This is a genomic window from Pseudomonas marincola, assembly GCF_900682675.2.
Lineage (GTDB): Bacteria > Pseudomonadota > Gammaproteobacteria > Pseudomonadales > Pseudomonadaceae > Aquipseudomonas > Aquipseudomonas marincola.
Genome location: NZ_LR215729.2, coordinates 4,170,471 through 4,197,302 on the forward strand (window position 1 = coordinate 4,170,471; position 26,832 = coordinate 4,197,302).

Below are 26,832 nucleotides of genomic sequence, written 5' to 3' on the forward strand. Positions count from 1 at the left end.
AAACGGCTTTTCTGACCAACGTAAGCAAATTCCTCAAGCCCCCATTCCCACTGGCTTCGTGGCGGGATTAGGCATGTCCGGGTCTTTTTATTGATTGATCGTTCAATATAAATCCCGTAGTCTGGGTGGACCTTTCCGGCACCAGCGGCTTAGCTAAACCCCCATTAAGCCCCCGCCACCGCGACAAGAGGACAACTCCATGGCCCGATTCGAAGAACAGCAACTCTACATAGGCGGCGAATATGTCGCAGCCAGCAGCGGCGCTACTTTCGAGAGCATCAACCCGGCAAACGGAGAGGTTCTGGCGAACGTGCAATGCGCCAACAGCGCCGATGTCGAGCGCGCCGTTGAGTCGGCCAAGGCCGGGCAAAAAGTCTGGGCGACGATGACCGCCATGCAGCGTTCGCGCATTTTGCGCCGCGCTGTGGATATTCTGCGTGAACGCAACGATGAGCTGGCAGCGCTGGAAACCCTCGACACCGGCAAGCCGCTTTCAGAAACCCTTTACGTCGATATCGTCACCGGTGCCGATGTACTCGAATATTACGCCGGCCTGATCCCGGCGATTGAAGGCGAGCAGATTCCGCTGCGCGACACTTCATTCGTTTACACCCGCCGCGAGCCGCTCGGGGTTGTTGCCGGTATTGGCGCGTGGAACTACCCGATCCAGATTGCCCTGTGGAAATCCGCACCGGCGCTGGCTGCCGGTAACGCGATGATCTTCAAGCCCAGCGAAGTGACCTCGCTAACCGCGCTTAAACTGGCTGAAATCTACACCGAAGCCGGTGTACCCGCTGGCGTGTTCAACGTGGTAACCGGCACAGGCGCCGAGGTTGGCCAGTTGCTCACCGAGCACCCGGGCATTGAAAAGGTTTCCTTCACCGGCGGCACGGCCACCGGCAAGAAAGTGATGGCCAGCGCGTCCAGCTCCTCCATGAAAGAGGTGACCATGGAGTTGGGCGGCAAGTCGCCGCTGATTATCTTTGCCGATGCCGACCTCGAACGCGCGGCCGACATCGCCATGATGGCCAACTTTTACAGCTCCGGTCAGGTCTGCACCAACGGCACCCGCGTGTTCATCCCGCGTGAATTGCAGGGCCGTTTCGAGGCGCTGATCAGCGAGCGCGTGCAGCGCATTCGCATCGGCAGCCCGGAAGATGAGAACACCAACTTCGGCCCGCTGGTCAGCTTCGCCCACATGCAACGCGTACTCGGCTACATCGAGCTGGGCCGCGAGCAAGGCGCGCGTTTGCTGTGCGGCGGTGGGCGTATAACCGAAGCTGAATTTGCCAACGGTGCCTACGTCGCCCCGACCGTGTTCACTGATTGCAGCGACGACATGACCATCACTCAGGATGAGATCTTCGGCCCGGTCATGAGCATTCTGGTTTATGACACGGAAGAAGAAGTAATCCGCCGCGCTAATGCCACCCACTACGGTTTGGCAGCAGGCGTGGTAACGAGCGATCTGAACCGTGCGCACCGGGTTATTCATCAACTGGAAGCCGGTATCTGCTGGATCAATACCTGGGGCGAGTCCGCCGCAGAGATGCCGGTTGGCGGCTACAAGCAGTCCGGCGTCGGCCGTGAGAACGGCTTGAGCACGCTGGCTCATTACACTCGAATCAAATCGGTACAGGTTGAGTTGGGCGACTACGCCTCAGTGTTCTAGATCGCTGCGCCAAGGGCTGCATCCGAACCTGCCGGGCCACTCGCGCACTGACGTTTATGGCCCAGCAGGCTGCCTTTGGATTTATCGCCAGTAGCTGCGTGCGACGCAAGACGCAGCCGAATTGATATCGCCAGAGCCCGGCTGTGAGTTGGGCCAAAGCAGGTCAAAACATGATTGAGAAATACGACTACATCATCATCGGTGCCGGTTCTGCCGGTAACGTGCTCGCCACCCGCCTGACCGAAGACAGCGACGTTAACGTGCTGCTGCTCGAAGCCGGTGGCCCGGATTATCGCTTCGATTTCCGCACCCAAATGCCCGCCGCGCTGGCGTATCCACTACAAGGCCGTCGCTACAACTGGGCTTACGAGACCGACCCGGAACCGTACATGAATAACCGCCGCATGGAATGCGGGCGCGGCAAAGGCCTCGGCGGCTCGTCGCTGATCAATGGCATGTGCTACATCCGTGGCAACGCCATGGACTACGACGGCTGGGCCAAAGCGCCAGGCCTTGAGGACTGGAGTTATCTGGATTGCCTGCCGTATTTTCGCAAGGCTGAAACCCGCGACATCGGCGCCAACAATTACCACGGCGGCGATGGCCCGGTCAGCGTAACCACGCCCAAGGCCGGCAATAACCCGCTGTTTCACGCGATGATCGAGGCCGGCATGCAAGCCGGATATCCGCGCACCGATGACCTCAACGGTTATCAGCAGGAAGGCTTTGGTCCGATGGACCGCACCGTAACGCCGAAAGGCCGGCGCGCCAGCACCGCACGCGGTTATCTCGATCAAGCACGCGGGCGCAGCAATCTGACCATCGTCACGCATGCCCTTACCGACCGGATTTTATTCAACGCTAAACGCGCGGTCGGTGTGGCGTATCTGCAAGGCGACAGCAATGAGCCCACCACTGTGCATGCGCGGCGCGAAGTGCTGCTGTGCAGTGGCGCGATTGCTTCACCGCAAATTCTTCAGCGTTCCGGTGTGGGCGCGGCCGAGTTGATTCGCGAGCTTGATGTCGAGTTGGTGCACGACCTGCCGGGTGTGGGTGAAAACCTGCAGGACCACCTTGAGATGTACCTGCAATACGCCTGCAAGCAGCCGGTGTCGCTGTATCCGGCGCTGCAATGGTGGAACCAGCCGAAGATCGGCGCCGAGTGGATGTTCCTCGGCAAAGGCGTCGGCGCCAGCAATCAGTTCGAGGCCGGCGGTTTCATTCGCTCGCGTCCCGAGTTTGAGTGGCCGAATATTCAGTACCACTTCTTGCCGGTGGCGATTAATTACAACGGCAGCAATGCGGTCAAGGAGCACGGTTTTCAGGCGCACGTCGGCTCCATGCGCTCGCCAAGCCGTGGTCGCGTGCGGGCCAAGTCGAAAGACCCGCGCCAGCACCCGAGCATTCTCTTCAATTACATGTCGCACGAGCAGGATTGGCAGGAGTTTCGCGACGGTATCCGCATCACCCGCGAGATCATGTCGCAAGTGGCGCTCGACCCGTATCGCGGCCGCGAGCTGAGCCCTGGCGTGAACGTGAACAGCGACGCTGAACTGGACGAATTTGTCCGTCAGCATGCCGAAACCGCATTTCACCCTTCATGCACCTGCAAGATGGGCACAGACGATATGGCCGTGGTCGACGGCGAAGGCCGCGTGCATGGTCTGGACGGTTTGCGCGTGGTCGATGCCTCGATCATGCCGCTGATTACCACCGGCAACCTCAACGCGCCAACGATCATGATCGCCGAGAAAATCGCCGACAAGATCCGTGGCCGTGCGCCCCTGCCGCGCAGCACCGCGCCCTATTACGTGGCCAACGGCGCCGCCGTACGCGGCCCGTCAATGCGCTAGTCGGCCTGGCCAAACGCATTGTTCGCCCGCCAAAGCTGCGGATTCCACGCCCATTAACAGGTGGAATCCGCAGCCTGGTTTGCCCATACACACCGTCAAACCAAGCCACCTTTGATGCCACACCCGGTTGCCAACAATGGCGCGTAACGGGCTCTGGCACGCAGTTTTATAGGGCCAGTCGCAGGCAAAAAACGCCATGATGGATTAAAGTTGCTGGCACGCCCTCGTCAGTAATCGACTCCATCATGCTTGATGCCCGCACCGCCAAGATGCTGCCCTGGATCGTCGCGATTGCATTCTTCATGCAAACCCTCGACGGTACGATTCTGAATACTGCACTGCCAAGCATGGCGGCGGATCTACAAGAGAATCCGCTGCGCATGCAATCGGTGGTGATTGCCTACATGCTCACTGTGGCGGTACTGATTCCGGCTTCGGGATGGATCGCCGACCGCTTCGGCACACGGCGCATCTTCTTCGGTGCAATCCTGCTGTTCACCCTCGGCTCCCTGCTCTGCGCGCTCTCGCCATCACTGAATATGCTGGTCGGCGCGCGGGTGATTCAGGGCATTGGCGGCGCCTTGATGATGCCCGTTGGGCGCTTGGTCGTGTTGCGTGCCTACCCGCGCACAGAGCTGGTGCGGATCATGAGTTTCATTACCGTGCCGGCGCTGCTCGGCCCACTGATTGGCCCGACACTGGGCGGCTGGCTGGTTGAATACACCAGCTGGCACTGGATATTTCTCATCAACATCCCGGTCGGCATATTGGGTTGCTGGGCGGCGTGGAAGGTCATGCCGGATCTGCGCGGCGCCGAGCGCACCCGTTTCGACCTGCCGGGCTTTTGCCTGTTTGGCGCGGCCATGTTGCTGATCAGCATTGCCCTCGAAGGCCTCGGTGAGATGCACCTGCCACACGTTCGCGTGTTGATGCTGCTGCTCGGCGGCATCGCGTGTCTGGCCGTGTATTGGTTACGCGCCGGGCATACCGAGAACGCCTTGTTCCACCCGCGCCTGTTCAACACCCGCTCGTTTGCCGTGGGCATTCTCGGCAATCTGTTTGCCCGTTTGGGCAGCGGCGCGTTGCCGTTTCTCACGCCATTGCTGCTGCAGGTGGCCATGGGTTACTCACCGGCGCAGGCCGGCATGAGCATGATCCCGCTGGCATTGGCGGCGATGCTGGTCAAACCGCTGGCCAATCCACTGATCAACCGCCTCGGTTATCGCCGCGTACTCACCACCAACACCCTGCTGCTGGGTTTGCTGATCGCCAGCATGGCGTTGATTGATAACGACAGCTCGCGGATTCAGCTTCTGGTGCAACTGTTTCTGATTGGCGCAGTGAACTCGCTGCAATTCACCGCGATGAATGCCGTGACCCTGATTGATCTTCCCGACGCCGACGCCAGCAGCGGCAACGGTCTGCTCTCGGTGGTGGCGCAATTGTCGATGAGCTTCGGGGTGGCGGCGGCGGCCGCATTGCTGGGCGGTTTCACGCTGGACAATGAGGACAGCGCAGACGGCGTACTCAGAGCTTTCCACGCCACATATCTGTGTATCGGCGGTTTGTCGATGCTCGCCGCGGCGCTGTTTCTGCAATTGCCACGGCGCGGCAGTCGTCACCGCAAGAAGGACATACCGGACGTAGACGACTGAGCAGCGGCGAGACGCTGTCGGATTACGGCCACTTTTAGCGATCAAAGGCGCCCATTACCCCACAGGTTGGCGCAAGTTACGCCGCGCCACCTGCTACACTGCGCGCCATTCCGTTCTGCAGGTCTTTACCGTGACTAACACCGCTTTTTCTTCACTGCCGCTGTCTGATGCCATGCTGGCCAACCTTGAATCCCTCGGCTACGCCGAAATGACCCCGATTCAGGCGCAAAGCCTGCCGGTGATCCTCAAGGGTATGGACCTGATCGCTCAGGCCAAGACCGGCAGTGGTAAAACGGCCGCCTTTGGTATTGGCCTGCTCAAACCGCTCAACCCGCGCTTTTTCGGCTGTCAGGCGCTGGTCATGTGCCCGACCCGCGAATTGGCCGATCAGGTTGCCAAGGAAATCCGCCGGCTGGCGCGCAGTGCCGACAACATCAAGGTGCTGACCCTGTGCGGCGGCGTGCCCTTTGGCCCGCAGATCGGCTCGCTGGAGCACGGCGCGCAGATTATCGTCGGCACGCCGGGGCGCATCCAGCAGCATCTGGCCAAAGGCACGCTGAAACTCGACGGTCTGAATACTCTGGTACTCGACGAAGCTGACCGTATGCTCGACATGGGTTTCTACGACAGCATCGCCGAGATCATCAGCCACACCCCGGACCGCCGTCAGACCTTGCTGTTTTCAGCCACCTACCCGAGCAGCATCAAGCAGCTCTCGGCATCGTTCATGCGCGACCCGCAGCGAGTTAAAGCCGAAGCCATGCACGACGACACGCAAATCGAGCAGCGCTTCTACGAGATCTCCCCGGAAGAGCGCATGGACGCCGTGGTCAAAGTGCTTGCCAGCGCTCGCCCGGAGTCGGCGGTGGCGTTCTGCTTCACCAAGCAGCAGTGTCAGGAAGTGGTCGAGCACCTGACCGCCAACGGCATTTCTGCCGGCGCGCTGAACGGCGACCTTGAACAGAAAGACCGCGACCAGATTCTGGCGATGTTTGCCAACCGCAGCCTGTCGGTTCTGGTGGCCACCGATGTGGCGGCGCGAGGTCTGGATATCGACGCACTCGACATGGTGATCAACGTCGAGCTGGCGCGTGACTCGGAAACCCACATTCACCGCGTAGGCCGTACCGGTCGTGCGGGCGCCAAAGGGGTTGCCGTCAGCCTGGTAGCGCCGCCGGAAGCGCATCGCGCTCAGGCGGTGGAAAAGCTCCAGCAAGGTGCGCTGACCTGGCATCCGCTGAGCAGCCTCAAGCCGATGGCAGGCGAGCCGCTGCAGCCGCCGATGATCACCCTGTGCATTGGCGCCGGGCGTAAAGACAAACTGCGCCCCGGTGACATTCTCGGTGCCCTGACTGGCGATGCCGGAATTCCCGGCTCGGCCGTCGGCAAGATTGCGATCTTCGACTTCCAGGCCTATGTCGCGGTCGAGCGCAGCGCTGCCAAGCAAGCGCTCAGCCGCCTCAACAGCGGCAAGATCAAAGGCCGCACGTTGCGCGTTCGCGCCCTGTAAGAGCTGACCGCGCCGGCCGATTGTTTCATCCAGCCTATGCGCTGAAACAATCGGCCGCGTTACGGCTCTACTAAGCTAACGGTTTTGCCAAAATAACCTTAGGAGCCAAACGTGAATCTGATTAAATCCCTCTCAACTGTTGCTCTGTTGGCGCTCGCCTCCGTGAGCTACGCCGCAGACGGCCTGACGGCCCTGAAAAGCCCGCACAGTGTCGACGAGACCCTGCAACGCATCGAGCAATCACTCGCCAAGCGCGAGCTGAAAGTGTTCGCCAATATCGACCACAGCGCCGGCGCAAAAAGCATCGGGCAAACCTTACGGCCAACCCGCCTGCTGATATTCGGCAACCCCAAGGGCGGTACGCCGCTGATGCAGTGTGCGCAAACCAGCGGGATCGATCTGCCGCTGAAAATGCTGGTCTGGGAGGATGAGGCAAAACAGGTTTGGGTGGGTTACAACGACCCGGCCTATATCGGCAAGCGCCATGATGCGGGCGATTGCGCCGTGATTCCCAAACTGGAGAAAGCCCTGCAGGGCATCGCCGCTGAAGCCACTGCATCCTGATAATCGCAATCGCGACTGCGCACACACAGCGCGCAGCAGTTTTGCAGAGGATTACCTAACCTTCGGGTAAACTGCGCGCTTGTGCGCCGGCGATTCGGCGCTGCGTCGTGTTGAGGGAAATGCTGTGCTCGCTGCAAATGTCGTGATCATCGGTGCCGGTGCTGCCGGTTTAATGTGCGCCCTGACAGCCGCTGGCCGTGGCCGCAGCGTGCTGCTGCTGGATCACGCCAACAAGGCCGGCAAGAAAATCCTCATGTCCGGCGGCGGTCGCTGCAACTTCACCAACATGTATTGTGAGCCGGAGAACTTTCTCTCCACCAATCCGCACTTCTGCAAATCTGCACTGGCGCGTTATACCCAGTGGGATTTCATTGGTTTGGTCGGCAAGCACGGCGTGCCATATCACGAGAAAAAACTCGGCCAGCTGTTCTGCGACAACAAGTCGAGTGACATTCTCGCCATGCTCCTCGCCGAGTGCGATGAAGCTGGCGTGGACCTGCGTCTGGAAACCTCGGTCGAACAAATCGACAAAACCGACGCGGGCTACACATTGCTCACCAGCGCTGGCAAAGTCAGTTGCGAGTCGCTGGTGATTGCCACGGGCGGCCTGTCGATTCCAACACTGGGCGCCACCGGCTTTGGTTATCAGGTGGCTCGCCAGTTCGGCCACAGCATACTGCCGACCCGCGCCGGTCTGGTGCCGTTCACGATTACCGACCCGCAGCTGAAAACCCTGTGCACGGAGTTATCCGGCACCTCGGTCGAAGATTGTCTGGTGAGCTGCAACGGCACCACGTTCCGCGAGAACATCCTGTTTACTCACCGCGGCCTGAGTGGCCCGGCGATTTTGCAGATTTCATCGTTCTGGCAGCCGGGCGATACCGTACACATCGACCTGCTGCCGCACATTGACCTGCCCGAATGGCTGGCCACCCAGCAGCAGGAACGCCCCAACAGCGAATTGAAAACCCTGCTCAGCGAATTGCTGACCAAGAAGATGGTCACCCTGCTGGCAGACAACTGGTTCAACAACAAACCCATGAAGCAGTACACGCCTGCCGAGCTGAAACAGATCGCCAGCAAGTTCTCGGACTGGCAATTGGTGCCAGCAGGCACGGAAGGCTATCGCACCGCCGAAGTGACGCTGGGTGGGGTTGATAGCCACGAAGTCTCGTCAAAAACAATGGAGTCGCTGAAGTCTCCGGGTTTGTATTTCATCGGTGAAGTGCTGGATGTTACCGGCCATCTTGGCGGGTTCAATTTCCAATGGGCCTGGGCTTCCGGATACGCCGCTGCGCAATACGCGTGAGGCGTCTCGGAACCAACTCGCACATTTAGGTTACTTAAGCAGTAGGACTACTGTGTTTGCATCAATGATGTTTCCTCAGACAAGGAAAGCAACCTGAATGACCCAAGACCAAGGCCTGATTTTCGCCATATTGGCGGCCACAATCGGATTGTTTATATGGGGCCGCTGGCGACATGACATTGTCGCACTCGCCTCCTTGCTCGCCTGCGTAATCACCGGCCTGGTCCCTGAACAGGATGCGTTCGCAGGCTTTGGCCATCCCGCCGTGATTACCGTAGCCTGCGTGTTGGTGCTCAGCTACGGCCTGCAAACAACCGGCGCCATTGATGCTCTGGCGCAGCGCGTGCTGCCGAAAAATCTCGGTCCGGTAATGGCTATCGCCTCACTCACGGCGCTTGGTGCGCTGCTCTCGGCGTTCATGAACAACGTCGGTGCGCTGGCGTTACTCATGCCCATTGCGCTGCAAATCGCCAAGAAGCAAGACCTGCCGCCCGGACGCATCCTCATGCCGCTGGCCTTCGGTACCATTCTCGGCGGCATGACCACGCTGATCGGTACGCCGCCCAACCTGATTGTTTCAAGCTTTCGGGCCAAGACCGATGCCGGCCACTTTGCCATGTTTGATTTCAGCCCGGTTGGGGTCACCGTGGCGCTCAGCGGCGTGCTGTTCATCGCCCTGATCGGCTGGCGACTGGTGCCGAAACGCCAGGTCGGCAATGCCGCCAGTTTCGACACCGGCACCTACCTCACCGAAGCGCGGGTCAAGGAAGGCGGCAAAGCCGATGGCAAAACCCTGCGCGAAATAGAACAGTTGCTTGAGGAAGCCGATGCACAGGTGGTCGCCATGGTGCGCAACGCCTTGCGCCTGTCCGCGCCCAACCCCCGGCGCATCCTGCAAGCCGATGACGTTCTGGTAATCGAGGCAGATCCCGAGGCCCTTGGCTCGGTGCTGAGCAATCTCGGCTTGGGGCTGGAAGCCAAGATCGAAGCCGAGGCAAAGGCCAAGGCTGAAGAAGACGAGAAAGCCAATAAGACCGAGCCGAAAAAAACCGAGAAAGACGAAAGCGAGAAGAAAGACAGCAACGGCGATGAGAGCAGCATGCTCGAAATGCTGGTTCGCCCCGACTCAACCCTGATCGGCCGCTCGGCACAAAGCATTCACCTGCGCAGCCGTCACTCACTCAACCTGCTGGCGATATCCAGAGAAAGCCATCGCTCGGTCAAACGTTTGCGTTCAACCCTGATTCAAAGTGGTGACGTGCTGTTGATTCAAGGCCTGGCGGAGGACGCCGCCGAGTTCGCCAGTGAATACTCCTGCGTGCCGCTGGCCGACCGCTCAATCAGCATCCCCGACCCCGGCAAGGCCACGCTGGCGCTCTGCGTCATGCTGTTGTCGATTATTGCGGCGGCATTCGGCCTGCTCTCCGCGGCTGTGGCATTCGCGCTTGGCGTGCTGATCTACATGGTAATGCGGGTCATCCCGCTACGCTCGCTGTACACCTCAATCGACTGGCCAGTGATTGTGTTGCTGGGCGCGATGATTCCGGTCGCAGGCGCCATGTCCGAAACGGGTGCGGCCGACCTGATCGCCAGAGAGTTGATGGAAACGGTCGCCCGGGGCCAACCGATTGCGGTGCTGGCACTGATTCTGGTGATCAGCATGACGCTCTCGGATTTCATGAACAACGCGGCTACTGCGGCGGTGATGTGCCAGATTGCCCTGAGTGCGGCCAATCAGCTGGGGGTTAGTCCGGACTCGATGCTGATGGCGGTGGCGATTGGCGCGTCATGCTCGTTCCTGACGCCGATTGGCCACCAGAACAACACGCTGATTCTCAGCCCCGGCGGCTTTCGCTTTGGCGATTACTGGCGGCTGGGTTTGCCAATGGAGATACTCGTGGCGCTGATCAGCATACCCATGCTGCTGTGGGTTTGGCCGCTGTAAGCCGGCGTAACGTCTGGGCTAGGATAGATGCGCAGCCAGCGCGGTTGGCGGCGCATTGAGGCCAAGCACGATATCGAACCTGGCGACTTGTTTCTCAACTTTGGCGCCCGCAACCGGCACGAAAGGCACGATCAATTGTTCACGCCGGGCAGGATTGCTCAGTGCATTGAGTTGCGGGTCGCGGGCATTGTGCCGTTCACCGCGGATATAGCATTGCGTCACGAAACGTGGCTTGCCGGCCACACTCACGGCGATATTAATGTGCGGCGCACGCGTGCCGACAGCACCGGGGCGCACGGTGACAAAACTGTATTGGCCGTTGCTGTCGGTAGTGGCCTGCCCGTAGCCCTGAAAATTTTCATCACGGCCATGATGCTCATTGAAGTAATGGCCGCCGGCATCGGCCTGCCAGATTTCGACCTGAGCGCCCGCAACTGGCTCGCCTTGCGCATCGACAATCTGCCCGAATAGCTCGACCACAACACCGCTGGCCGCTTGGGTGTGCATGCGCACCTGGGTGAGATCATTGTCGCGGTCTTCGGGTAACTGCACCGGATAGAACGCCACGGCTGCCTGCGCGGGCGTTGGCGCGCTGACCGCCCAAGCGGCAGGCGCCAGCAGCAAGCAGCTGCTGGCGATGGCAGTAACCCATAAGCGCTGGCGACCGAGGCACAGCATACAAAGCTCCCTGAGCAAGACGTACCTTCAGTTTAGCCACAGATCAAAGATGCTCCAGCACACTGGTTGCCGACTTATAAGCAAGGCCATGCGCCTGCGCAACGCTGTCGCAGGTGATGACGCCCCGGGCCACGTTCAGGCCGTTGCACAGATGGGCGTCGCTCTCCAGCGCTGAGCGGGTGCCCTTCTCGGCCAGAGCAATGACAAATGGCAGCGTTGCATTATTCAACGCCAGCGTTGAGGTCCGCGCCACAGCGCCTGGCATGTTGGCGACGCAATAGTGCACAACCTCATCGACCACGTAAGTCGGTTTGTCGTGGGTGGTGGCCTTGGAGGTTTCGGCACAGCCGCCCTGATCAATCGCCACATCCACCAACACCGAACCTGGCAACATGCTGCTGACCATCTCCGCCGTCACCAGTTTTGGCGCCGCGGCGCCAGGAATCAGCACACCGCCAATTACCAGATCGGCTGCCAATACTTGCTGGCGCACCACGCTGCGCGTTGAGTAGAGCGTGGTGATGCGATTGCCATACAGTGAATCCAGCCGGCGCAGTGCGTCGACGCTCTTATCCAGCACCGTGACATCAGCGCCGAGACCGACGGCCATCGCCAGTGCATGACTGCCCACCACTCCACCGCCCAATATCACCACCTTGCCCGGCGCGACGCCTGGCACGCCACCGAGCAACACGCCGCGCCCGCCTTTAGCTTTCTCCAGACAACTGGCACCGGCCTGAATCGACATGCGCCCGGCAACCTCAGACATCGGCGCCAGCAAGGGCAACCGTCCGTGATTGTCTGTGACCGTTTCGTAAGCAATGCAGGTAGCGCCGCTGGCGATCAGGTCATCGGTTTGCGCCCGGTCCGGTGCCAGATGCAGGTAGGTAAACAGGGTGTGATCAGGCCGTAACATGGCGCGCTCAGCGGCCAACGGTTCCTTGACCTTAACCACCAGAGAGGCCGATTCGAATACAGCCTGAGCGCTGCTGGATATTTGCGCGCCTGCCGCAATGTAATCCTCATCGCTGAAGCCTATTTCGGCACCAGCGCGGGTTTCGATAAAAACCTCATGGCCCAATGCAGTGAGTTCGGCTACCGAATGCGGCGTGAGGCCGACACGGTATTCATGGTTTTTTATTTCTTTGGGTACGCCGATGCGCATAGCCACCTCCAGGCAGTCAGGGAGAACGGGTTGCCATCCATTCAGTCTAGAAAACCCGCTGCCTATACCAACCTGAATAGTCGAACTTTTTCAGGGATATCACCTGAATCGAACGAGTTTTCGCCAATCCAGAAACAAAAAAGGCGCCGAGCACTGTGTCTCGACGCCTTGATCGTATCGCGTAGGGCTTAGCTGCCTTGCCCGAACAGTAACTTGCGCGCCTCGGGTGTGAGCAGCGCCTGCGCATCCGGATTAACTTCCAGCGCCATCGCGTAAGCGCGTTGAACCGCAGGGCGTGCGGCCATGCGTTCAAGCCAAAGCGCCATATTCGGAAAGTCTTCAATGCGCTGCTTCTGCCCTTCCCAGACTCGCGCCCACGGGTAGATAGCCATGTCGGCGACTGAATAATCACCGGCAACATACTCGCGGCCATCCAACTGGCGATCCAGCACGCCGTATAAACGCGCCGTTTCCTTCACGTAGCGCTCAATGGCATACGGCACAGGCTCGGGCGCATAGCGATTGAAATGGTGATTCTGTCCGGCCATGGGGCCTAAACCGCCCATTTGCCAATGCAGCCATTGCAACACCTGCATCCGCGCACGAACAGCCGTTGGCAGAAACTGCCCCGACTTATCGGCAAGGTACTCAAGGATCGCGCCCGACTCGAACAGCGCAAGCGGCTCGCCGCCATCAGCGGGCTGGTGGTCGACAATCGCCGGGATGCGGTTGTTCGGGGCAATCTTCAAGAACTCAGGCGCAAACTGCTCGCCCTTGCCGATGTGAATCGGGCATACCCGATAGTCGAGCCCTGCCTCCTCAAGGAAAATACTCACCTTGTGGCCGTTTGGCGTCGTCCAGTAATAAAGGTCGATCATCGCAGGGCTCCGTTGTATCAGGCGGCGCGGACAACCGGGCCATGTTGAGCTTCGTAATCCTTGAGGATGCGCTGGAACCAGGCATCCACAGCCGAGCCCGACTCCCACGGCTGCTCGCCCAAACACCAGGCCCAGAGGAACAGGCCGGCAATCAGGTAATCAGTGCCCGCAGGCGCTTCCCCATCCAGATACGGCTGGTCTTTAAGCCACCCTTCAAGCGGTGCAGCGGCTTTGCCGAATGCGGCAATTCCAGCTTCGCGGTCGGCAAAATCTTCCAATGTAGTGCCCAGGGCCTTTTCACGGCTGGTGCGGAAATATTCCTTGTCGGCTTCGTCGATGCAGGCGAATACGCGCGGCACCAGAATCTTCAGCAACGGCATGCGCAGTGCGCCGAAAATCAGGCGCTCCAGAAGACGTGCGCGGTTGGCTGAAACAGCATCACCGAGCAGCGGCTTTTGCGGATACTGCGCATCGAGGTAGCTGAAAATTGCCATGCTGTCGTTCACAGCGGTTTCGCCGTCACGGATAACCGGCACCGCTTTCTGACCGGAAAACTCAATCGGCTGTTTATCGGTGAAGCGCAGCGGCTGGCTGGTGAAAGGCAGGTCCTTGTGCGCCAGCGCCAATCTCACTCGCCAGCAGTACGGTGAAAACAAATGCTCGGGGTTGGCACCGCGTAGTTCAAATAACTCAATCATCATCGTTCCCTGTAATGGTTCAAGGTGTTGTTAGCGCAAGGTGCTCATGACCGTTGCGACGGTGGACTCGATGCTCGCGGCCGGTAACCCTGACTTGACCTGGGTACGTAAACCGCTCATCACGCATTGCAAATAGCGCCCAAGGGCGCGGGTGTCGGCGCCCGGAGCCAACTCGCCAGCGGCTTGAGCGCGCTCCAGTGCAGCACTGAATACCTGACAAAAGCCTTCGGTGGCCGCTTGCACCTGGCTCAAGACCTGTGGCTCGCTGAGCGAGAATTCATTGGCCACATTAACCAGCATGCAGCCACGCGGGACGCCATCAAGGCCTTCGTCATCAAGCACACCGAGCAGACGATTACGGATGTACTCAAGTGGCGAATCCGCCTCCTCCAGCAACGTCAGCAACATTTGCTGGCGTTGGCCGCAGTAATGGCTGAACGCAGCCTCAAACCAGGCCAGTTTGCTGGGGTAGGTTTGATAGAGACTGCTTTTCGACAAGCCGGTCGCGCTAAGCAGGTCTTGCAGGGAAGTGGCTTCATAGCCACGCTGCCAAAAGACCTGCATGGCACTCTCAAGGGCTTGCTCGGGGCAAAATGATTTGGGGCGTCCACGGTTCATGGATCTATTTATGAACCGAGCGGTTCCAAATTGCAACCCCCGAACAAACAGCGCACCCTCAAACAATTGTTTTCAATCACCGGCAACAGGTCGTAGCACCACGCCTAGCTGATCCGCTAATCTTTAACGACTCATGTCTGCAAGGCCAGTCGATGCCCAGCACCTCACTTCGTCATTCGCTTCGCCGCCTCTGGGCACTGGAAAAATTTGGCTACAGCTTGCGGGTGTTCATTGCCCTCGCCGGCGGCTTGATCCTTTGCTGGAGTCAGGGCTGGATGGAGGCGCTGATCCCGGTTTTTCTCGGGGTGATCGCCAGTGCGCTGGCAGAAACCGATGACAGCTGGAGTGGCCGCCTGCGGGCGCTGCTGGTCACCCTCGCCTGCTTCACGGCCGCGGCCTACGCGATAGAACTACTATTTCCCTACCCTTGGTTATTTGTCAGCGCGCTGGCGGTTTCCGCCTTCTGCCTGACCATGCTCGGCGCTCTGGGCGAGCGCTATGCAACGCTGGGCCAGGCCACGTTGATTCTCTCGGTTTACAGCATGATCAGCGTCGAGCAGCGCGGCGTGTCTGATCACTTCAGCTTGCAGCCACTGATTCTGGTGGCCGCCGCCGCGTGGTACGGCTTGCTCTCGGTTCTCTGGCATGCCCTGTTTGCCAATCAGCCCGTGCAGCAGAGCCTTGCCCGGTTGTTCCGCGAGCTGGGCCAGTACCTCAAGCTCAAGGCCGCGCTGTTCGAGCCATTACGCCAGCTCGATGTCGAAGAACGCAGGCTGGCACTGGCCAAGCAGAACGGCAAGGTTGTCGCCGCACTGAATGCGACCAAGGAAATAATCCTGCACCGCGTTGGCAGCGGTCGCCCCGGCGTTAAAGTCAGCCGCTACCTGAAGCTGTATTTCCTGGCGCAGGATATTCACGAGCGCGCCAGCTCATCGCACTACCCGTACACCCAACTGGCCGAGGCGTTTTTTCACAGCGACGTACTGTTCCGCTGTCAGCGCCTGCTGCGTTTGCATGGCGAAGCCTGCCAGCGCTTGGCTCAGGCCATTGAGCTGCGCCAGCCATACGAGTTTCGCGCCTTGTGTTCCGAGGCGCTGGAAGACCTGCATCAATCGCTCGATTACCTGCGCCAGCAGAACAACCCGCAGTGGCGGCACCTGCTGCGCTCACTGAAGGCACTCACCGGCAACCTCGGCACGCTGGACCAACTGCTGAGCAACGCCAGCAATCCCGACGCACTGGCCGAGGAGCAGGACAGCAGCCTGTTCGACCGCGAGCCGCAATCGTTCAAGGATGTCTGGGAGCGACTGCGCCAGCAACTCACCCCGACCGCCCTGCTGTTCCGCCATGCACTGCGCTTGTCCATCGCGCTGGCGGTGGGTTACGGCATTCTGCAATGGATTCACCCGACCAAGGGTTACTGGATTCTTCTGACCACGCTGTTCGTCTGCCAACCCAACTACGGAGCAACCCGGCGCAAGCTGGTGCAGCGTGTGTGGGGCACCGTGTTGGGCCTGGTCATTGGCTGGGCGCTGTTCGACCTGTTCCCTTCGCAGGAAGTACAGGCCCTGTTTGCAGTGGTCGCCGGTGTGGCCTTCTTCGCCACACGAAGCACGCGCTACACGATGGCCACAGCGGCGATTACATTACTGGTGCTGTTCTGCTTCAACCAGACCGGCGACAGCTATGGGCTGTTCGTTCCACGGTTGGTGGACACACTGATCGGCGGTTTGATTGCCGGCCTTGCGGTGATGCTGATTCTGCCCGACTGGCAAGGCAGACGCTTGAGCAGCGTGGTGGCCAATACGCTGACCTGCAACAGCGTGTACTTGCGCCAGATTATTACCCAGTACGCACAGGGCAAACGCGACGACCTGAATTACCGGCTGGCCCGGCGCAATGCGCACAACGCGGATGCGGCGCTGTCCACAACGCTGGCCAATATGCTGATGGAGCCGGGGCATTTTCGTAAGGATGCCGACATCGGCTTTCGCTTTCTGGTGCTGTCGCACACCCTGCTCAGCTATCTCTCCGGGCTCGGCGCGCATCGTGGCGAATCATTACTGGCACCCGAACAGACTCACCTGCTTGATGACGCCTCAAGCATTGCCGATTCGCTTGAGGAGATTGCCGGTCACTTGCGCGCCAAGACCCGCGTGCCGATCCACAGCGATAGCGAGGAGCAATTGGCGCAAAGCCTTGAGCAGGTTAGCGAAGACCTCGATGACCAACAGCGTCTGGTGCAAACCCAACTGGCCTTGATCTGCCGTCAGCTCGGGCCGTTGCGCACCCTGGCCGCGCATTTGCTCAAGCCCCCCAAGAATCAAACTGCGGAAACCTGAGCCGCTGGGCTCAGGCCTTTTCTGCAGCAGGCAGTTGGTGCCGGCGGCGAATGGTCAGGTCGATTTTCAGGCAGATGCCGGTGAGCAGCAAAAAAGCCACAGCCAGGTTGCCGCGTGTAAATTCGATACCCAATGTGCTGCCGATCCACTGCGCAAACGCATCGGGATTGCTTGCCAGCAAAGCACCAACCGGCACCACCACACACAGAAACATGAATCCAATGGCGCGAAGAAATGACATGGGAACCCTCATTGTTGTTTTCTGCCAGCATGCGATGCCTGGCCAATCAGGCAAACTAGACCTTGGTACAAAGCGCAGACCCACAGCGCAGCGATCCGCCACACTTTCAGTTAACCTGCGCGCCTGCCCAGTCGATACGAAATCATGACTTTCAACAAGAACACTCTGCAAGACCTGGTAATCAGCCACCTCGGCGCTGAACTGCAACGCGCCGAACAGGCCGCCGTGACCGCGCACGAAACCGCCACGCACGAAGAAAACAAAGCCGAAAACAAGTACGACACCCTCGGCCTGGAGGCAGCGTATCTGGCCAGTGGGCAAGCACGACGGGTGGCCGAAATACGCCAGAACATTCTCACCTGGCGCCAACTGAAACCCCGCGATTTCAGCGATAAACGCGGCGTCGAGCTTGGCTCAATAGTGTGCCTTGCCAACATGGATGACGTACACACGCTGCTGTTCATCGGCCCCGATGGCGCCAGCATGAAGTTGCACCATGAAGGCCACAGCGTGCAGGTCATCAGCGCCAATGCGCCGCTGGCCAAGGCCACGCTGGGCAAAGTGCCGGGCACTGAGATCACCATCAATCTTGGCGGCAAGCTGCAGCAGTTCGAGCTGCTGTGGGTGCAATAAATCGGGGGCTTGCCACTTTATCAGGGAACTTGCGCTAGGGTGATAACACCAATATAGGTATTACCCACACCGCAAAGGAATCTCTCATGGACGCGCCCACCCACGATCTCTCCTCCCTGTTCAAACAACTGGGCCTCGATGATGACCCCGCCAGCATTGATGCTTTTGTTAAAGCGCACGCCCCGCTGGCAGACGACACAGAACTGGCCGATGCCAGTTTCTGGAGCGCCTCCCAAGCTGCATTTTTACGCGAGGAAATCCGCGAAGACGCCGACTGGGCCGAAGTGGTTGACCAACTGAACTTGATGTTGCGCAGCTGATTGCGCGCCAGTCGGTGTTTCTGCTGGTTGCAACACAGTGCCATCACGCTGCCTGCACTCCTGGTCTAAGCTGTTAGCGATTACCCATCGCCACAGTTGGAGCTGCTATGAAACACCCTCTACGGACAGGCATCTGCCTGTTTCTGGCGCTACCTGCCTTTGTCTCGCTGGTTCATGCAGCCGAAGACGCCGACGCTGAAGGGCCTGCGGTAACCCCGGAGGCCAAAGCTGTATACGATCGAATGAGCGCAACGCTGAAAGGGCTCAAGCAGTACTCGGTCACCGTACAGTCGAGTCAGGATGAAGTGCTCAACTATGGCTACAAGTTGCAGCACAACGCCAATTCACGACTGGATGTCGAGCCACCCAACCACCTGTTCGCAGAAGTCGGCGGCAGCGTACCCAAGCGCTATGTGTACGACGGCAAGACCCTGACTCTGATGAACGTTGCGCAAGATTACTATGCGCAAACCCAAGCGCCAGACTCACTCGGTGGCCTGGTGGATGCGTTGATCAACCATGATGTCGAAGTACCGCTCATGGACTTTCTCAGCCAGAGTTTGCAAGACAGCCTGCTTGATGGCGTCAAGCGTGGCCGCCTGATAGGCACCTCGCAGCTCGACGGCAAAACCTGTGATCACCTGGCATTTCGCGAACCCGATGTCGACTGGCAACTCTGGGTCAGTCAGGGCAAGGAAGCATTGCCCTGCAAGATAGTCATCACCACGCGCTACACCCTTGGCGACCCGCAATATCAAGCCGTCCTGAAGTGGAACACCAGCCCGGGCTTTAAAGCCGATCACTTCAAGTTTGTTCCCGGCAAAGACGCCACGCGGATTCCGTTCACCGCAAACAACCTGCCTGCCAGCCAGGAGGAACAGCCATGATTGCGAAAATCCCGTTTAACGCCTACTGCGCCAGTCTGGCGCTGGCAGTGGCTGTCGCGGCAGCGCCGATTGTTGCCGAAGCCGGTCGACTGGCCGGGCATGGCGGTGGCGGCGGAGGTGGCGCACGGGCGCATAGCTCAGTGCATCAGGCACGTTCTGCGAGCCGGCCAAATGTGCAAAGGCAGCGGCCTAACGTTCAACGCCCAAGCAACCCTAAACACTCAAGCCCCTTGATCAACAGCAAGCCGGACAAGAACATCAACATCAGCAATAACAACGTCAATATCAACGGTGGCCACAACAACTGGAATAACGACCACCACGACGACCATTACGATCACCATGATGATCACCACCATCACCATAATGACTGGGATATCGACTATCACCCGATCGCAACGGCGGCGATTGTCACCGGCACGGTGCTGGCCATCGGCTCGATCGTGAACAGCATTCCACCGGATTGCTCGCAGGTTTATCGCAACGGCACCGAGTATTACTACTGCAACAACCAGTACTACCAGCCGCAATGGCAAGGCGACAACGTGGTGTATGTGGTGGTGAATAACCCCTAGCGTGCTAGCGCTGCCTGTCTCTGAGGTTTGGCCGCAGGCTGTATTTCAGAGCAGGCTCAGCCTTGTGACTGGCGCTCAAGCTCCTGCCAAGTGAGGTACAGGCGCAGATCAAATTCGACCTGTTGATAGCCTGGCAGCATGTGCTCGCAGAGTTTGTAGAACGCCTTGTTGTGGTCGGTTTCCTTGAAGTGGGCCAGCTCGTGCACCACGATCATCTGCAAAAACTCCGGCGCAGCATCCTTGAACAAAGAGGCCACACGGATCTCTTTTTTCGCCTTGAGCTTACCGCCCTGCACCCGTGAAACAGTGGTGTGCAAACCCAGCGCCCGATGGGTGAGATCGAGACGGTTGTCGTAGAGGACTTTGTCGATTACCGGGGCATTGCGCAGATGCGCCTGCTTGAGATCCACGGTAAAGGCATACAGCGCCTTGTCGCTCTGAATCCCGTGCTTGCCCGGATAGCGCTGGCTCAGATACGCGCCCAAACGATCTTCGGCGATCAGGCGGTTAACCTGATCGTGCAAGTGTGCGGGATAACCCTGAAGGTACTTGAGCGGTTTCATGCAATTGGCCAGAACGTGAAGCGGCCATTATGCCACGCGCAGGCGCTTATTCGGCCGGCAGGACTTTGAGCACGCGCCCGTCACTGCTGTCCGTCAGCAAATACAGCGCACCATCCGGCCCGCCGCGCACGTCGCGAATACGCTCGTCCAACTCCTCGAACAGCACCTCTTCACCCGCCAGCATCGAACCCTTCATGCGGATTCGCCGCACACTGCGCTCGGCCAGCGTCGAGACAAACAGATCACCGCGCCATTGCTCAAACTTCGAACCGTTGTAAACCGTCAGGCTTGAGGGCGCGACTGATGGCGTCCAGTGCAACAAAGGCGGTTCATAGCCAGGCAACTCGGTGTAGGGCGAGATTTGCGCGCCGTTGTAATCAACGCCAAACGTGGCCAATGGCCAACCGTAATTCTTGCCCGGCTCGAGCATGTTCAGTTCATCGCCACCCTTGGGGCCATGCTCGGTGCTGTACAGCCGGTTCAACTGTGAGTCATAGACAATGCCCTGCACGTTGCGGTGGCCAAGGCTGTAGATCTCGGGCGCGGCATCTGGCTGATTGATTACCGGGTTATTCACCGGAACACTACCGTCGCGATTGAGTCGCACAATTTTGCCGAGGTGATTGGCGGCGTTTTGCGCCTCTTCGCGGTAGTCAAAACCATCGCCCAACGTCAGCAACAGGGTCTTGTCCGGCAGAAACGCGATACGCCCGCCGTAATGCGACGTCCCGGCCTTGGCTGGCAGCGCCGAGAAAATCACCGTCAGATCTTGCAGCGCGCCATCAACCAGACGCGCACGTGCCAGGCGGGTGTTATTGGCACCTCGATCGCCATAGGCGTAACTCAGGTAAATCTGCTGATTACTGGCAAAGTCCGGGTCCAGCGCGACTTCCATCAAACCGGCCTGGGAGCTGACGAATGCCTCGGGCACCCCGCCTACCGGCGCCTCGCGCAACGAGCCGTCGGCCTCAATGATACGCAACCGGCCTACGCGCTCGGTAACCAGCATCCTGCCATCAGGCAAGAACGCCATCGACCACGGATGATCCAGCCCTTCGGTGTAGGTACTGACTTTGTAGTCCATTGCCTGCAGCGAGCTGCTGAGCAAAACCGTCGCCAGCAAAAGGCCGCTACGCAGATTTTTCATGAGTAATTCCTTGGCTCGCATGGACTGGCGCACAGCGAAGTTTGTCATACAACAAACCTCCGAGCGCACCGCACAACATTAAACCCAAGGTGCCATCCAGGCTGCGATTGGCACCAATAAACGTAGGCATGGGCAACGCCGCATTGACGGCACAAAGGGCGGTAAAGATTGCCAAAGCGCCTGCCAGGGCAAAAACAAGCCAGTGCAAGGCTGGCAGAAACTTGCTCACCAGCGTGGCCAACGGCAATGCCAGAGCAAAACCAAAGGTCACCAGAATGGCAAAGACCGGCGCAAAACCAAGCAGGTCAAGCCCGGTAGTTTGCAGGCGAACTTCCAGCGGTACGGGCGCTCCAAGCGCCTCGAGCATGGCCAGGTTGTATTGAGTTTGCAGCACAGCGCCGATCAACGCGACCAGCACCACCGCTATCACGAACGACCAGAGGGTGCGCGAAAGTCCAGACATCTTGAGCGTATCCCTTGGGGTAATACGCTCAATTATGAACCAGGCCCCGCCGCTGAGGGGCAGGGCTTTCGAGGGGGAGTTTTACCCAATATTTCAGGGCCGGTGCGCCGCCTGCCGGATTGCCCTAAACAGACGGCACCGGGGACTCAGGACGAGAGGTAGGACGAGCGTGTCAGGCCCAGACGCAGCGCGTCGAGGAACTGGGTGCGCTCACGTGCGCTGATCTTGGCGCTGGCGACTTTATCGCGGTAGTGAGTCATCAACTCCTCCGGCGACAAGTGCACGTAACGCAGCATGTCTTCGATGGTGTCATGGGTCTCGATACCAGCGTGATACACGCTGCCGTCCTGATTCTGGTAGATATTCACCGAATCGGTATCACCGAACAGGTTGTGCATGTCGCCGAGAATCTCCTGATACGCGCCAACCAGGAATATTCCCAGCAAGTAATCCTCGCCTTCGCGCACTTCGTGAACCGGCAAGCTGCTTTCAATGCTCTGCTCATCAACGTACTGGCGAATCTTGCCATCGGAATCGCAGGTCAGGTCTTGCAGCACAGCACGGCGCAGCGGCTCTTCATCAAGACGATTGAGCGGCAGAATCGGCAATACCTGGCCAATTGCCCAGGTGTCCGGCAGGCTCTGGAAAACCGAGAAGTTGCAGATGTACTTGTCGGCCAGCTTGTCGTTGAGCTCGTCGAGCACCTGACGATGGGAACGCTGGCGCGCCTTCATCGAGTTGTACAGGCGACGGCACACGGCAAAGTAGCACTGCTCAGCCAGGGCTTTTTCAACCAGACCGATCTTGCCTTCGGCATATTGGCTGGCGACATCACTCATGTAGTGCGTCGCGCGCCAGTAGGTTTCGGTGGCCATCTCGTAATCGGTAGGCGCCAGCAAGTCGGCGAGATAACCGACAGTTTCCGGCAGGCTCTCGCGATCTTCGATCTTCGGGATTTCGTCGTTGTGCTTCTCAACGTCGGTCACCTGAACCACCAGCATGGCGTGGTGTGCAGTCAGCGAGCGGCCACTTTCGGAGAAAATGTTCGGGTGCGGCAGTTCCTGCGCATCGCAGAACTCTTTGAGCATGCCGACAACAACACCGGCGTAATCGTCCATGTCGTAGTTGATCGAACTGGCGTTACGCGAGTGTGTACCGTCGTAATCGACGCCCAGACCACCGCCAACGTCGATATGGTCGACCGGCAGGCCAAGGCCGCGCAGCTCGCCGTAGTAGCGAATCGCTTCCTTGAAGCCATGCTGATAGTCCGCCAGGTTGGCGATTTGCGAACCCATGTGAAAGTGCAGCAAGCGGATGCCCTGATCCAGCTTGGCTTCGCGGAAACGCTCAACCACCGAAAGCAGTTGCGCTGCCGACAAACCAAACTTGGATTTCTCGCCGCCCGTATCTGCCCACTTCGACGACGCCAAAGAAGACAAACGCACACGCAGGCCGATCTGTGGCGCCACCTTGAGTTCGGCCGCCTCATCAATCACCAACTGTACTTCGGATTCCTTCTCGATAACGATGAAAACGTTATGCCCAAGCTTTTGCCCCATCAGGGCCAACTTGATGAATTCGCGGTCTTTGTAGCCGTTGCAGACAATCGTGCCGCCCTTCGGCGCCAGCGCCAACACCGCCATCAGCTCGGGCTTGGAACCGGCCTCCAGACCAATCGACACATCCTTGGTGGCGATTATGTTCTCGACGACCGCCTCCTGCTGGTTGACCTTGATCGGGTACAGCGCCATGTACTTGCTCTGATATTCGAGGCGCTCAATGTTCGCATCGAATGCGCCGGTCAGTTGGCGCACGCGGTCTTGCAGAATATCCGGGAAACGCACCAGCAACGGCAGGCTCAGGCCGGTCTTGCGCAGCTCCTCGACCTCCTCGAACAGATCAATCGGCGTGCTATCCGGGCCATTCGGACGCACTTCAACGCGGCCGCTGTCATTGATCGCGAAATAACCCGCGCCCCAATGGCGAATACCGTAAACGCTGCGGCTGTCCGCAACTGTCCATTGGCTGCCGTCATCTTTACGTGTGCGTCGTGCAGACATTGATGTCTCCCTTGCTTGCGATAAATAGCGTTGGCTGTGCCAGCGCCTATACAGATTAAAGTCAGGAAATGACGATTACCCGGTAGTTGATACCCGAACTACCGGGAAAGTTTAGAGGCATTAACGGCGAGTACCGGACTCAGCCGCCGGATTTCTTGGCTTTGAAGCCGCGCTTGAGCAATTCATCAAGCAGCAGCTGGACGTGGTCGCCCTGAATCTCGATCACGCCATCCTTTAACGAGCCACCGCAGCCACAGCGTTTCTTCAACGCGCTGGCGAGGTCTTTCAATGGCTCTTCAGCCAAAGGCACACCGCTGATCGTGGTAACGGTTTTACCGCCACGACCCTTGGTTTCACGGCGCACACGGGCAATGCCGTCGCCTTCTGGAATTTGCGTTTTCTTGCAGATGCAGGCGTCCACCGGCTGACTACAGTCCGGACAATGCCGGCCTGTATCGGTGGAATACACCAGGCCGCTCAGGGCGGCGAATGACGAAGCTTTCTTGACCACCGGTTTTCCTCTTGGGGCAGGTCAGAAACGTATTGCTGGTTCGATCAACTGAACGCAACGTCACGTTTGAAAGCGACTGGCTGATAGGTATCAGCCGCGAAGCCCCACTCAGGCAGGGGCAGCGCACCCAAACCAAATGATCTGGGCTGACAGGCCGTTGAAAAGCCAAAAGCTTTTCGACGATCTGTACAAGGGCGCGCAGTGTAACGACAAATAAACCGACTGCTAAGCACAAATATGCGCCATTAATCAGCAAATTCGCGACTGTTTGCGCCCATCGTGCAACATCATGGACAGCGTGTGCGCAGATCCTGCACAAAAGCGTAATTTGCACAGGTGCTGCGCTTATGAGTCGCGCGCAGCAGAGCAAAGGTCACAGTGATTGGGATGCCAGATAATTGCGCAGCGCTTGCAATGAGTCTGGGCAATAGTCGCGCATGGTTGCTTCCCGCAGAGCCTGTTCGGGGCTCATGAAACAGGCTTCCAGAACCTCTTCCGGCTGCAGAACCAACGGCGCATCGGACACGGCGGAAAACACAGCACACCACAGGCGGTTGTCGCGCTGATCAAAGTAGAAGCGCTGATGTTCGCGCAACTCGACACCTGAAATGCCCAGTTCCTCTTCAAGCTCACGCGCAGCCGACTCGGCGTAACTTTCGTGCGCCTGCACCATACCGCCGGCCGCCACATCCCAGAAGCCGGGATACAGCGCCTTGCTCAAGGTGCGCCGGTGCACGCAAAGCTGGCCGGCCGAGTTGAACAGCAGAATAAAGGTGCCGCGACCGATCAGCTGGCGCTCGCGCAATTGCGCGCGGGGCAAACTGCCGAGTAGCTGATCCTGCTCATCCACCCATGCAATCAGCTCGGCATCAGAGGCTGCACGGTGCGCAGCCTCAAGGTTCGATACTGGCATCTATCAGCCCGACGACAGCAGTTGGCGCAGATCGATGATCCCGGCACTGGCGCGCGAAATGTAGTTGGCCATGACCAGCGAGTGGTTAGCCAGCAGACCATAACCGCTGCCGTTGAGAATCATCGGGCTCCACATTGGCTCTTGCGCCGCTTCCAGCTCACGAATGATCTGGCGCACGCTAACCGTGGCGTTCTTCTTCTCCAGCACATCGGCGAAGTCGACTTCAATCGCCCGCAGAATGTGCGAAAGCGCCCACGCCTGACCGCGTGCTTCATAGAACACGTTGTCGATCTGCATCCACGGCGTCTCGTAAGTGCCCTCAACAGTCGGCTTGATGCCGGAGGCAACCAGCGCCGGATCCTTGACCATATTGGTATTGATCTGAACCCGCCCGATGCTTGCAGACAAACGCTGTGACAACGAACCCAGACGCGTTGCTGCATCACCCAGCCAGTTGTTCAGGTTGTCGGCGCGCGCATAGAACTGCGCAGCAGGCTGCTTCTGACCAGACAGACGTGCAAGGTAGCGATCCAGCGCCTTGATGCCTTCCTGATACTCAGACTCGGAAGCGGGCAAAGCCCAGCTCTTGTTGTCGAAGTTGAAACGCGGTTCGGCCTTGGTCAAGTCGACATCTTCGGTCGACTGCGACTGGGAACGGGCGAAATCCTTACGCAGCGCACGCGACAGATCGCGCACCTGAATCAACACACCGTATTCCCAACTCGGCATGTTATCGAGCCACAGGCCCGGCGGTGCCAAGTCGTTGGAAAGGTAGCCGCCCGGCTTGCTGAGCAGCGTGCCAGCAACCTGTTTAAGGGTTTCCACCGTGGTGTAACCATTGACGACTTTACGCTGGGCGCTTTCAGCCGCTGCCTGAGCGCGCTGCTGCACCGGGAACGTTTCCGGCTCCTGGCTCCAGTACCAACCGACAATAACGGTTACCAATAAATAGAGTGCGAGCAGCCCACCGATAACACGGGTGAACCAGCCTCCGGCGATTTTACGATTACGCGTACTGCCGACGGACTCGTCGGCGTTGTCACGCACGCCAGAAGCGCGATTTTTCCAATCAAGCATGGCAATGTCCTTCTTCCACAGCATCTGGGTTGTTCGACCACAACCCCGTGCAAGGGTTGCGTAATATTTATCCACTATAAGGGATAGGCGCAGCAAAGCGCAGCCTGCGGGGCAAACTAAAGCCCTTAAGAATGGGCGTGCAGGCAAAAAACTGCGGCGCAATTAGCCCTTATGTCGCGTGAATAGGCCGGCGTCGCTTTCATTCTAGCGACGCAACCTGGATTGCGCAGGACAGCGAAGCCAGGCAGCCAGAATACCCAGCGTAGCCCCGACCTTGCTGAGCGCGCCCGCAGTCACTCTACTGTCATAAAAAAGTAATAACTTCAGGTGCTTAGCGGCAGTATCAAACTGCCATAACCGTTCTGCAGTCGGTTGAATCTCATGCGCCAGAAATCGCTTACCAATCTCAACACCCTGCTGTTAATCAGCGCCTGCCTGATCCTGGTCGCCACGCTATGGTGGTCACAGCGGGCGCTCGAACGCCCCTACCAATTGATGGAAAGCTACATGAGCTTGTCGCAGCAACTGCAACAAGACGTGGTACGCAACATCAAC

At 58.9% G+C, this 26,832-nt stretch carries 25 protein-coding genes; 12 read left to right on the forward strand and 13 right to left on the reverse strand.

Going from position 1 to position 26,832, the window contains the following annotated elements:
- Nucleotides 1-199: 199 nt before the first annotated feature.
- The 7 genes from betB to PMYSY11_RS19160 all read left to right on the forward strand — a co-directional run bounded on the left by betB (nucleotide 200) and on the right by PMYSY11_RS19160 (nucleotide 10,508).
- Nucleotides 200-1,672: a betaine-aldehyde dehydrogenase gene (betB, locus tag PMYSY11_RS19130; protein ID WP_150547748.1), complete on the forward strand. Its 1,473-nt coding sequence runs from the start codon at nucleotides 200-202 to the stop codon at nucleotides 1,670-1,672.
- 170 nt (nucleotides 1,673-1,842) lie between these two features.
- A complete protein-coding gene (gene betA, locus PMYSY11_RS19135; RefSeq protein WP_150547749.1) occupies nucleotides 1,843-3,525 on the forward strand; it encodes a choline dehydrogenase in 1,683 nt (560 codons plus the stop codon).
- Between the two features lie 245 nt (nucleotides 3,526-3,770).
- Nucleotides 3,771-5,180 (forward strand): multidrug transporter subunit MdtD, encoded by a 1,410-nt coding sequence (gene mdtD / locus PMYSY11_RS19140; protein ID WP_150547750.1) that lies wholly within the window; start codon nucleotides 3,771-3,773, stop codon nucleotides 5,178-5,180.
- 130 nt (nucleotides 5,181-5,310) lie between these two features.
- Nucleotides 5,311-6,690 (forward strand): ATP-dependent RNA helicase DbpA, encoded by a 1,380-nt coding sequence (gene dbpA / locus PMYSY11_RS19145; RefSeq protein WP_150547751.1) that lies wholly within the window; start codon nucleotides 5,311-5,313, stop codon nucleotides 6,688-6,690.
- A gap of 111 nt (nucleotides 6,691-6,801) precedes the next feature.
- Complete coding sequence (locus PMYSY11_RS19150) at nucleotides 6,802-7,254, forward strand: DUF302 domain-containing protein (protein ID WP_197737961.1); 453 nt, start codon at nucleotides 6,802-6,804, stop codon at nucleotides 7,252-7,254.
- Between the two features lie 124 nt (nucleotides 7,255-7,378).
- Nucleotides 7,379-8,563 (forward strand): BaiN/RdsA family NAD(P)/FAD-dependent oxidoreductase, encoded by a 1,185-nt coding sequence (locus PMYSY11_RS19155; protein WP_150547752.1) that lies wholly within the window; start codon nucleotides 7,379-7,381, stop codon nucleotides 8,561-8,563.
- Nucleotides 8,564-8,660: 97 nt separating this feature from the next.
- Complete coding sequence (locus PMYSY11_RS19160; protein ID WP_150547753.1) at nucleotides 8,661-10,508, forward strand: SLC13 family permease; 1,848 nt, start codon at nucleotides 8,661-8,663, stop codon at nucleotides 10,506-10,508.
- Nucleotides 10,509-10,526: 18 nt separating this feature from the next.
- Here PMYSY11_RS19160 and PMYSY11_RS19165 read toward each other — a convergent pair whose 3' ends face one another.
- The 5 genes from PMYSY11_RS19165 to PMYSY11_RS19185 form a co-directional block, all read right to left on the reverse strand.
- Nucleotides 10,527-11,186, reverse strand: coding sequence for a dioxygenase family protein (locus PMYSY11_RS19165; protein WP_150547754.1), 660 nt, complete (start codon nucleotides 11,184-11,186; stop codon nucleotides 10,527-10,529).
- A 43-nt stretch (nucleotides 11,187-11,229) separates the two neighbouring features.
- Complete coding sequence (gene ald, locus PMYSY11_RS19170; protein WP_150547755.1) at nucleotides 11,230-12,351, reverse strand: alanine dehydrogenase; 1,122 nt, start codon at nucleotides 12,349-12,351, stop codon at nucleotides 11,230-11,232.
- A 188-nt stretch (nucleotides 12,352-12,539) separates the two neighbouring features.
- On the reverse strand, nucleotides 12,540-13,229 hold the full coding sequence (locus tag PMYSY11_RS19175) for a glutathione S-transferase N-terminal domain-containing protein (RefSeq protein ID WP_150547756.1): 690 nt from the start codon (nucleotides 13,227-13,229) through the stop codon (nucleotides 12,540-12,542).
- 17 nt (nucleotides 13,230-13,246) lie between these two features.
- The gene (locus tag PMYSY11_RS19180) at nucleotides 13,247-13,927 is read right to left on the reverse strand and encodes a glutathione S-transferase family protein (protein ID WP_150547757.1); all 681 of its coding nucleotides are present in this window, start codon (nucleotides 13,925-13,927) and stop codon (nucleotides 13,247-13,249) included.
- 30 nt (nucleotides 13,928-13,957) lie between these two features.
- Nucleotides 13,958-14,491 carry a TetR/AcrR family transcriptional regulator gene (locus tag PMYSY11_RS19185; RefSeq protein ID WP_170827714.1) on the reverse strand — a complete coding sequence of 178 codons (534 nt, stop codon included), beginning with the start codon at nucleotides 14,489-14,491 and terminating at the stop codon, nucleotides 13,958-13,960.
- Nucleotides 14,492-14,697: 206 nt separating this feature from the next.
- On the opposite strand from PMYSY11_RS19185, the gene yccS reads away from it, so the two are divergent.
- Complete coding sequence (gene yccS, locus PMYSY11_RS19190; RefSeq protein ID WP_069898230.1) at nucleotides 14,698-16,887, forward strand: YccS family putative transporter; 2,190 nt, start codon at nucleotides 14,698-14,700, stop codon at nucleotides 16,885-16,887.
- A gap of 10 nt (nucleotides 16,888-16,897) precedes the next feature.
- Here the strand turns inward: yccS and PMYSY11_RS19195 are convergent, their stop codons facing one another.
- A complete protein-coding gene (locus tag PMYSY11_RS19195; RefSeq protein ID WP_069898231.1) occupies nucleotides 16,898-17,128 on the reverse strand; it encodes a hypothetical protein in 231 nt (76 codons plus the stop codon).
- Between the two features lie 144 nt (nucleotides 17,129-17,272).
- Between PMYSY11_RS19195 and PMYSY11_RS19200 the strand changes: the two genes are divergently transcribed.
- From PMYSY11_RS19200 to PMYSY11_RS19215, 4 genes are all read left to right on the forward strand, one after another.
- Nucleotides 17,273-17,761, forward strand: a complete 489-nt coding sequence (locus PMYSY11_RS19200) for a GreA/GreB family elongation factor (RefSeq protein WP_150547758.1) — start codon at nucleotides 17,273-17,275, stop codon at nucleotides 17,759-17,761.
- 86 nt (nucleotides 17,762-17,847) lie between these two features.
- Nucleotides 17,848-18,081: a DUF2789 domain-containing protein gene (locus PMYSY11_RS19205; protein ID WP_069898233.1), complete on the forward strand. Its 234-nt coding sequence runs from the start codon at nucleotides 17,848-17,850 to the stop codon at nucleotides 18,079-18,081.
- Between the two features lie 107 nt (nucleotides 18,082-18,188).
- Nucleotides 18,189-18,968 carry a DUF2092 domain-containing protein gene (locus PMYSY11_RS19210; RefSeq protein ID WP_069898234.1) on the forward strand — a complete coding sequence of 260 codons (780 nt, stop codon included), beginning with the start codon at nucleotides 18,189-18,191 and terminating at the stop codon, nucleotides 18,966-18,968.
- On the forward strand, nucleotides 18,965-19,543 hold the full coding sequence (locus PMYSY11_RS19215; RefSeq protein WP_150547759.1) for a hypothetical protein: 579 nt from the start codon (nucleotides 18,965-18,967) through the stop codon (nucleotides 19,541-19,543). The genes PMYSY11_RS19210 and PMYSY11_RS19215 overlap by 4 nt, the downstream gene beginning before the upstream one ends.
- A 56-nt stretch (nucleotides 19,544-19,599) precedes the next feature.
- On the opposite strand, the gene PMYSY11_RS19220 is transcribed toward PMYSY11_RS19215, so the two are convergent.
- From PMYSY11_RS19220 to PMYSY11_RS19250, 7 genes are all read right to left on the reverse strand, one after another.
- Nucleotides 19,600-20,106, reverse strand: a complete 507-nt coding sequence (locus PMYSY11_RS19220; RefSeq protein WP_150547760.1) for a M48 family metallopeptidase — start codon at nucleotides 20,104-20,106, stop codon at nucleotides 19,600-19,602.
- Between the two features lie 46 nt (nucleotides 20,107-20,152).
- Nucleotides 20,153-21,253 (reverse strand): PQQ-dependent sugar dehydrogenase, encoded by a 1,101-nt coding sequence (locus PMYSY11_RS19225; protein WP_172970638.1) that lies wholly within the window; start codon nucleotides 21,251-21,253, stop codon nucleotides 20,153-20,155.
- A complete protein-coding gene (locus PMYSY11_RS19230) occupies nucleotides 21,237-21,716 on the reverse strand; it encodes a hypothetical protein (RefSeq protein ID WP_069898238.1) in 480 nt (159 codons plus the stop codon). Before PMYSY11_RS19230 ends, PMYSY11_RS19225 begins: the two co-directional genes overlap by 17 nt.
- A 146-nt stretch (nucleotides 21,717-21,862) precedes the next feature.
- On the reverse strand, nucleotides 21,863-23,776 hold the full coding sequence (gene speA, locus PMYSY11_RS19235; protein WP_069898239.1) for an arginine decarboxylase: 1,914 nt from the start codon (nucleotides 23,774-23,776) through the stop codon (nucleotides 21,863-21,865).
- Between the two features lie 139 nt (nucleotides 23,777-23,915).
- Nucleotides 23,916-24,287, reverse strand: coding sequence for a translation initiation factor Sui1 (locus PMYSY11_RS19240; protein ID WP_150547761.1), 372 nt, complete (start codon nucleotides 24,285-24,287; stop codon nucleotides 23,916-23,918).
- Nucleotides 24,288-24,660: 373 nt separating this feature from the next.
- A complete protein-coding gene (locus PMYSY11_RS19245) occupies nucleotides 24,661-25,200 on the reverse strand; it encodes an NUDIX hydrolase (protein WP_150547762.1) in 540 nt (179 codons plus the stop codon).
- Between the two features lie 3 nt (nucleotides 25,201-25,203).
- Nucleotides 25,204-26,277, reverse strand: a complete 1,074-nt coding sequence (locus PMYSY11_RS19250; protein WP_069898555.1) for a DUF2333 family protein — start codon at nucleotides 26,275-26,277, stop codon at nucleotides 25,204-25,206.
- Nucleotides 26,278-26,832: the final 555 nt, after the last annotated feature.

Bases quoted from the DNA above. Each gene is read 5' to 3' on its own strand.
- PMYSY11_RS19195 (WP_069898231.1), bottom strand. From the start codon at position 17,128: ATGTCATTTCTTCGCGCCATTGGATTCATGTTTCTGTGTGTGGTGGTG.
- yccS (WP_069898230.1), top strand. From the start codon at position 14,698: ATGCCCAGCACCTCACTTCGTCATTCGCTTCGCCGCCTCTGGGCACTG.
- PMYSY11_RS19185 (WP_170827714.1), bottom strand. From the start codon at position 14,491: ATGCAGGTCTTTTGGCAGCGTGGCTATGAAGCCACTTCCCTGCAAGAC.
- betA (WP_150547749.1), top strand. From the start codon at position 1,843: ATGATTGAGAAATACGACTACATCATCATCGGTGCCGGTTCTGCCGGT.
- PMYSY11_RS19200 (WP_150547758.1), top strand. From the start codon at position 17,273: ATGACTTTCAACAAGAACACTCTGCAAGACCTGGTAATCAGCCACCTC.
- PMYSY11_RS19250 (WP_069898555.1), bottom strand. From the start codon at position 26,277: ATGCTTGATTGGAAAAATCGCGCTTCTGGCGTGCGTGACAACGCCGAC.
- speA (WP_069898239.1), bottom strand. From the start codon at position 23,776: ATGTCTGCACGACGCACACGTAAAGATGACGGCAGCCAATGGACAGTT.
- betB (WP_150547748.1), top strand. From the start codon at position 200: ATGGCCCGATTCGAAGAACAGCAACTCTACATAGGCGGCGAATATGTC.
- PMYSY11_RS19165 (WP_150547754.1), bottom strand. From the start codon at position 11,186: ATGCTGTGCCTCGGTCGCCAGCGCTTATGGGTTACTGCCATCGCCAGC.
- PMYSY11_RS19210 (WP_069898234.1), top strand. From the start codon at position 18,189: ATGAAACACCCTCTACGGACAGGCATCTGCCTGTTTCTGGCGCTACCT.
- PMYSY11_RS19205 (WP_069898233.1), top strand. From the start codon at position 17,848: ATGGACGCGCCCACCCACGATCTCTCCTCCCTGTTCAAACAACTGGGC.
- PMYSY11_RS19245 (WP_150547762.1), bottom strand. From the start codon at position 25,200: ATGCCAGTATCGAACCTTGAGGCTGCGCACCGTGCAGCCTCTGATGCC.
- PMYSY11_RS19160 (WP_150547753.1), top strand. From the start codon at position 8,661: ATGACCCAAGACCAAGGCCTGATTTTCGCCATATTGGCGGCCACAATC.
- PMYSY11_RS19180 (WP_150547757.1), bottom strand. From the start codon at position 13,927: ATGATTGAGTTATTTGAACTACGCGGTGCCAACCCCGAGCATTTGTTT.
- PMYSY11_RS19225 (WP_172970638.1), bottom strand. From the start codon at position 21,253: ATGAAAAATCTGCGTAGCGGCCTTTTGCTGGCGACGGTTTTGCTCAGC.
- PMYSY11_RS19215 (WP_150547759.1), top strand. From the start codon at position 18,965: ATGATTGCGAAAATCCCGTTTAACGCCTACTGCGCCAGTCTGGCGCTG.
- PMYSY11_RS19175 (WP_150547756.1), bottom strand. From the start codon at position 13,229: ATGATCGACCTTTATTACTGGACGACGCCAAACGGCCACAAGGTGAGT.
- ald (WP_150547755.1), bottom strand. From the start codon at position 12,351: ATGCGCATCGGCGTACCCAAAGAAATAAAAAACCATGAATACCGTGTC.
- PMYSY11_RS19230 (WP_069898238.1), bottom strand. From the start codon at position 21,716: ATGTCTGGACTTTCGCGCACCCTCTGGTCGTTCGTGATAGCGGTGGTG.
- PMYSY11_RS19220 (WP_150547760.1), bottom strand. From the start codon at position 20,106: ATGAAACCGCTCAAGTACCTTCAGGGTTATCCCGCACACTTGCACGAT.
- mdtD (WP_150547750.1), top strand. From the start codon at position 3,771: ATGCTTGATGCCCGCACCGCCAAGATGCTGCCCTGGATCGTCGCGATT.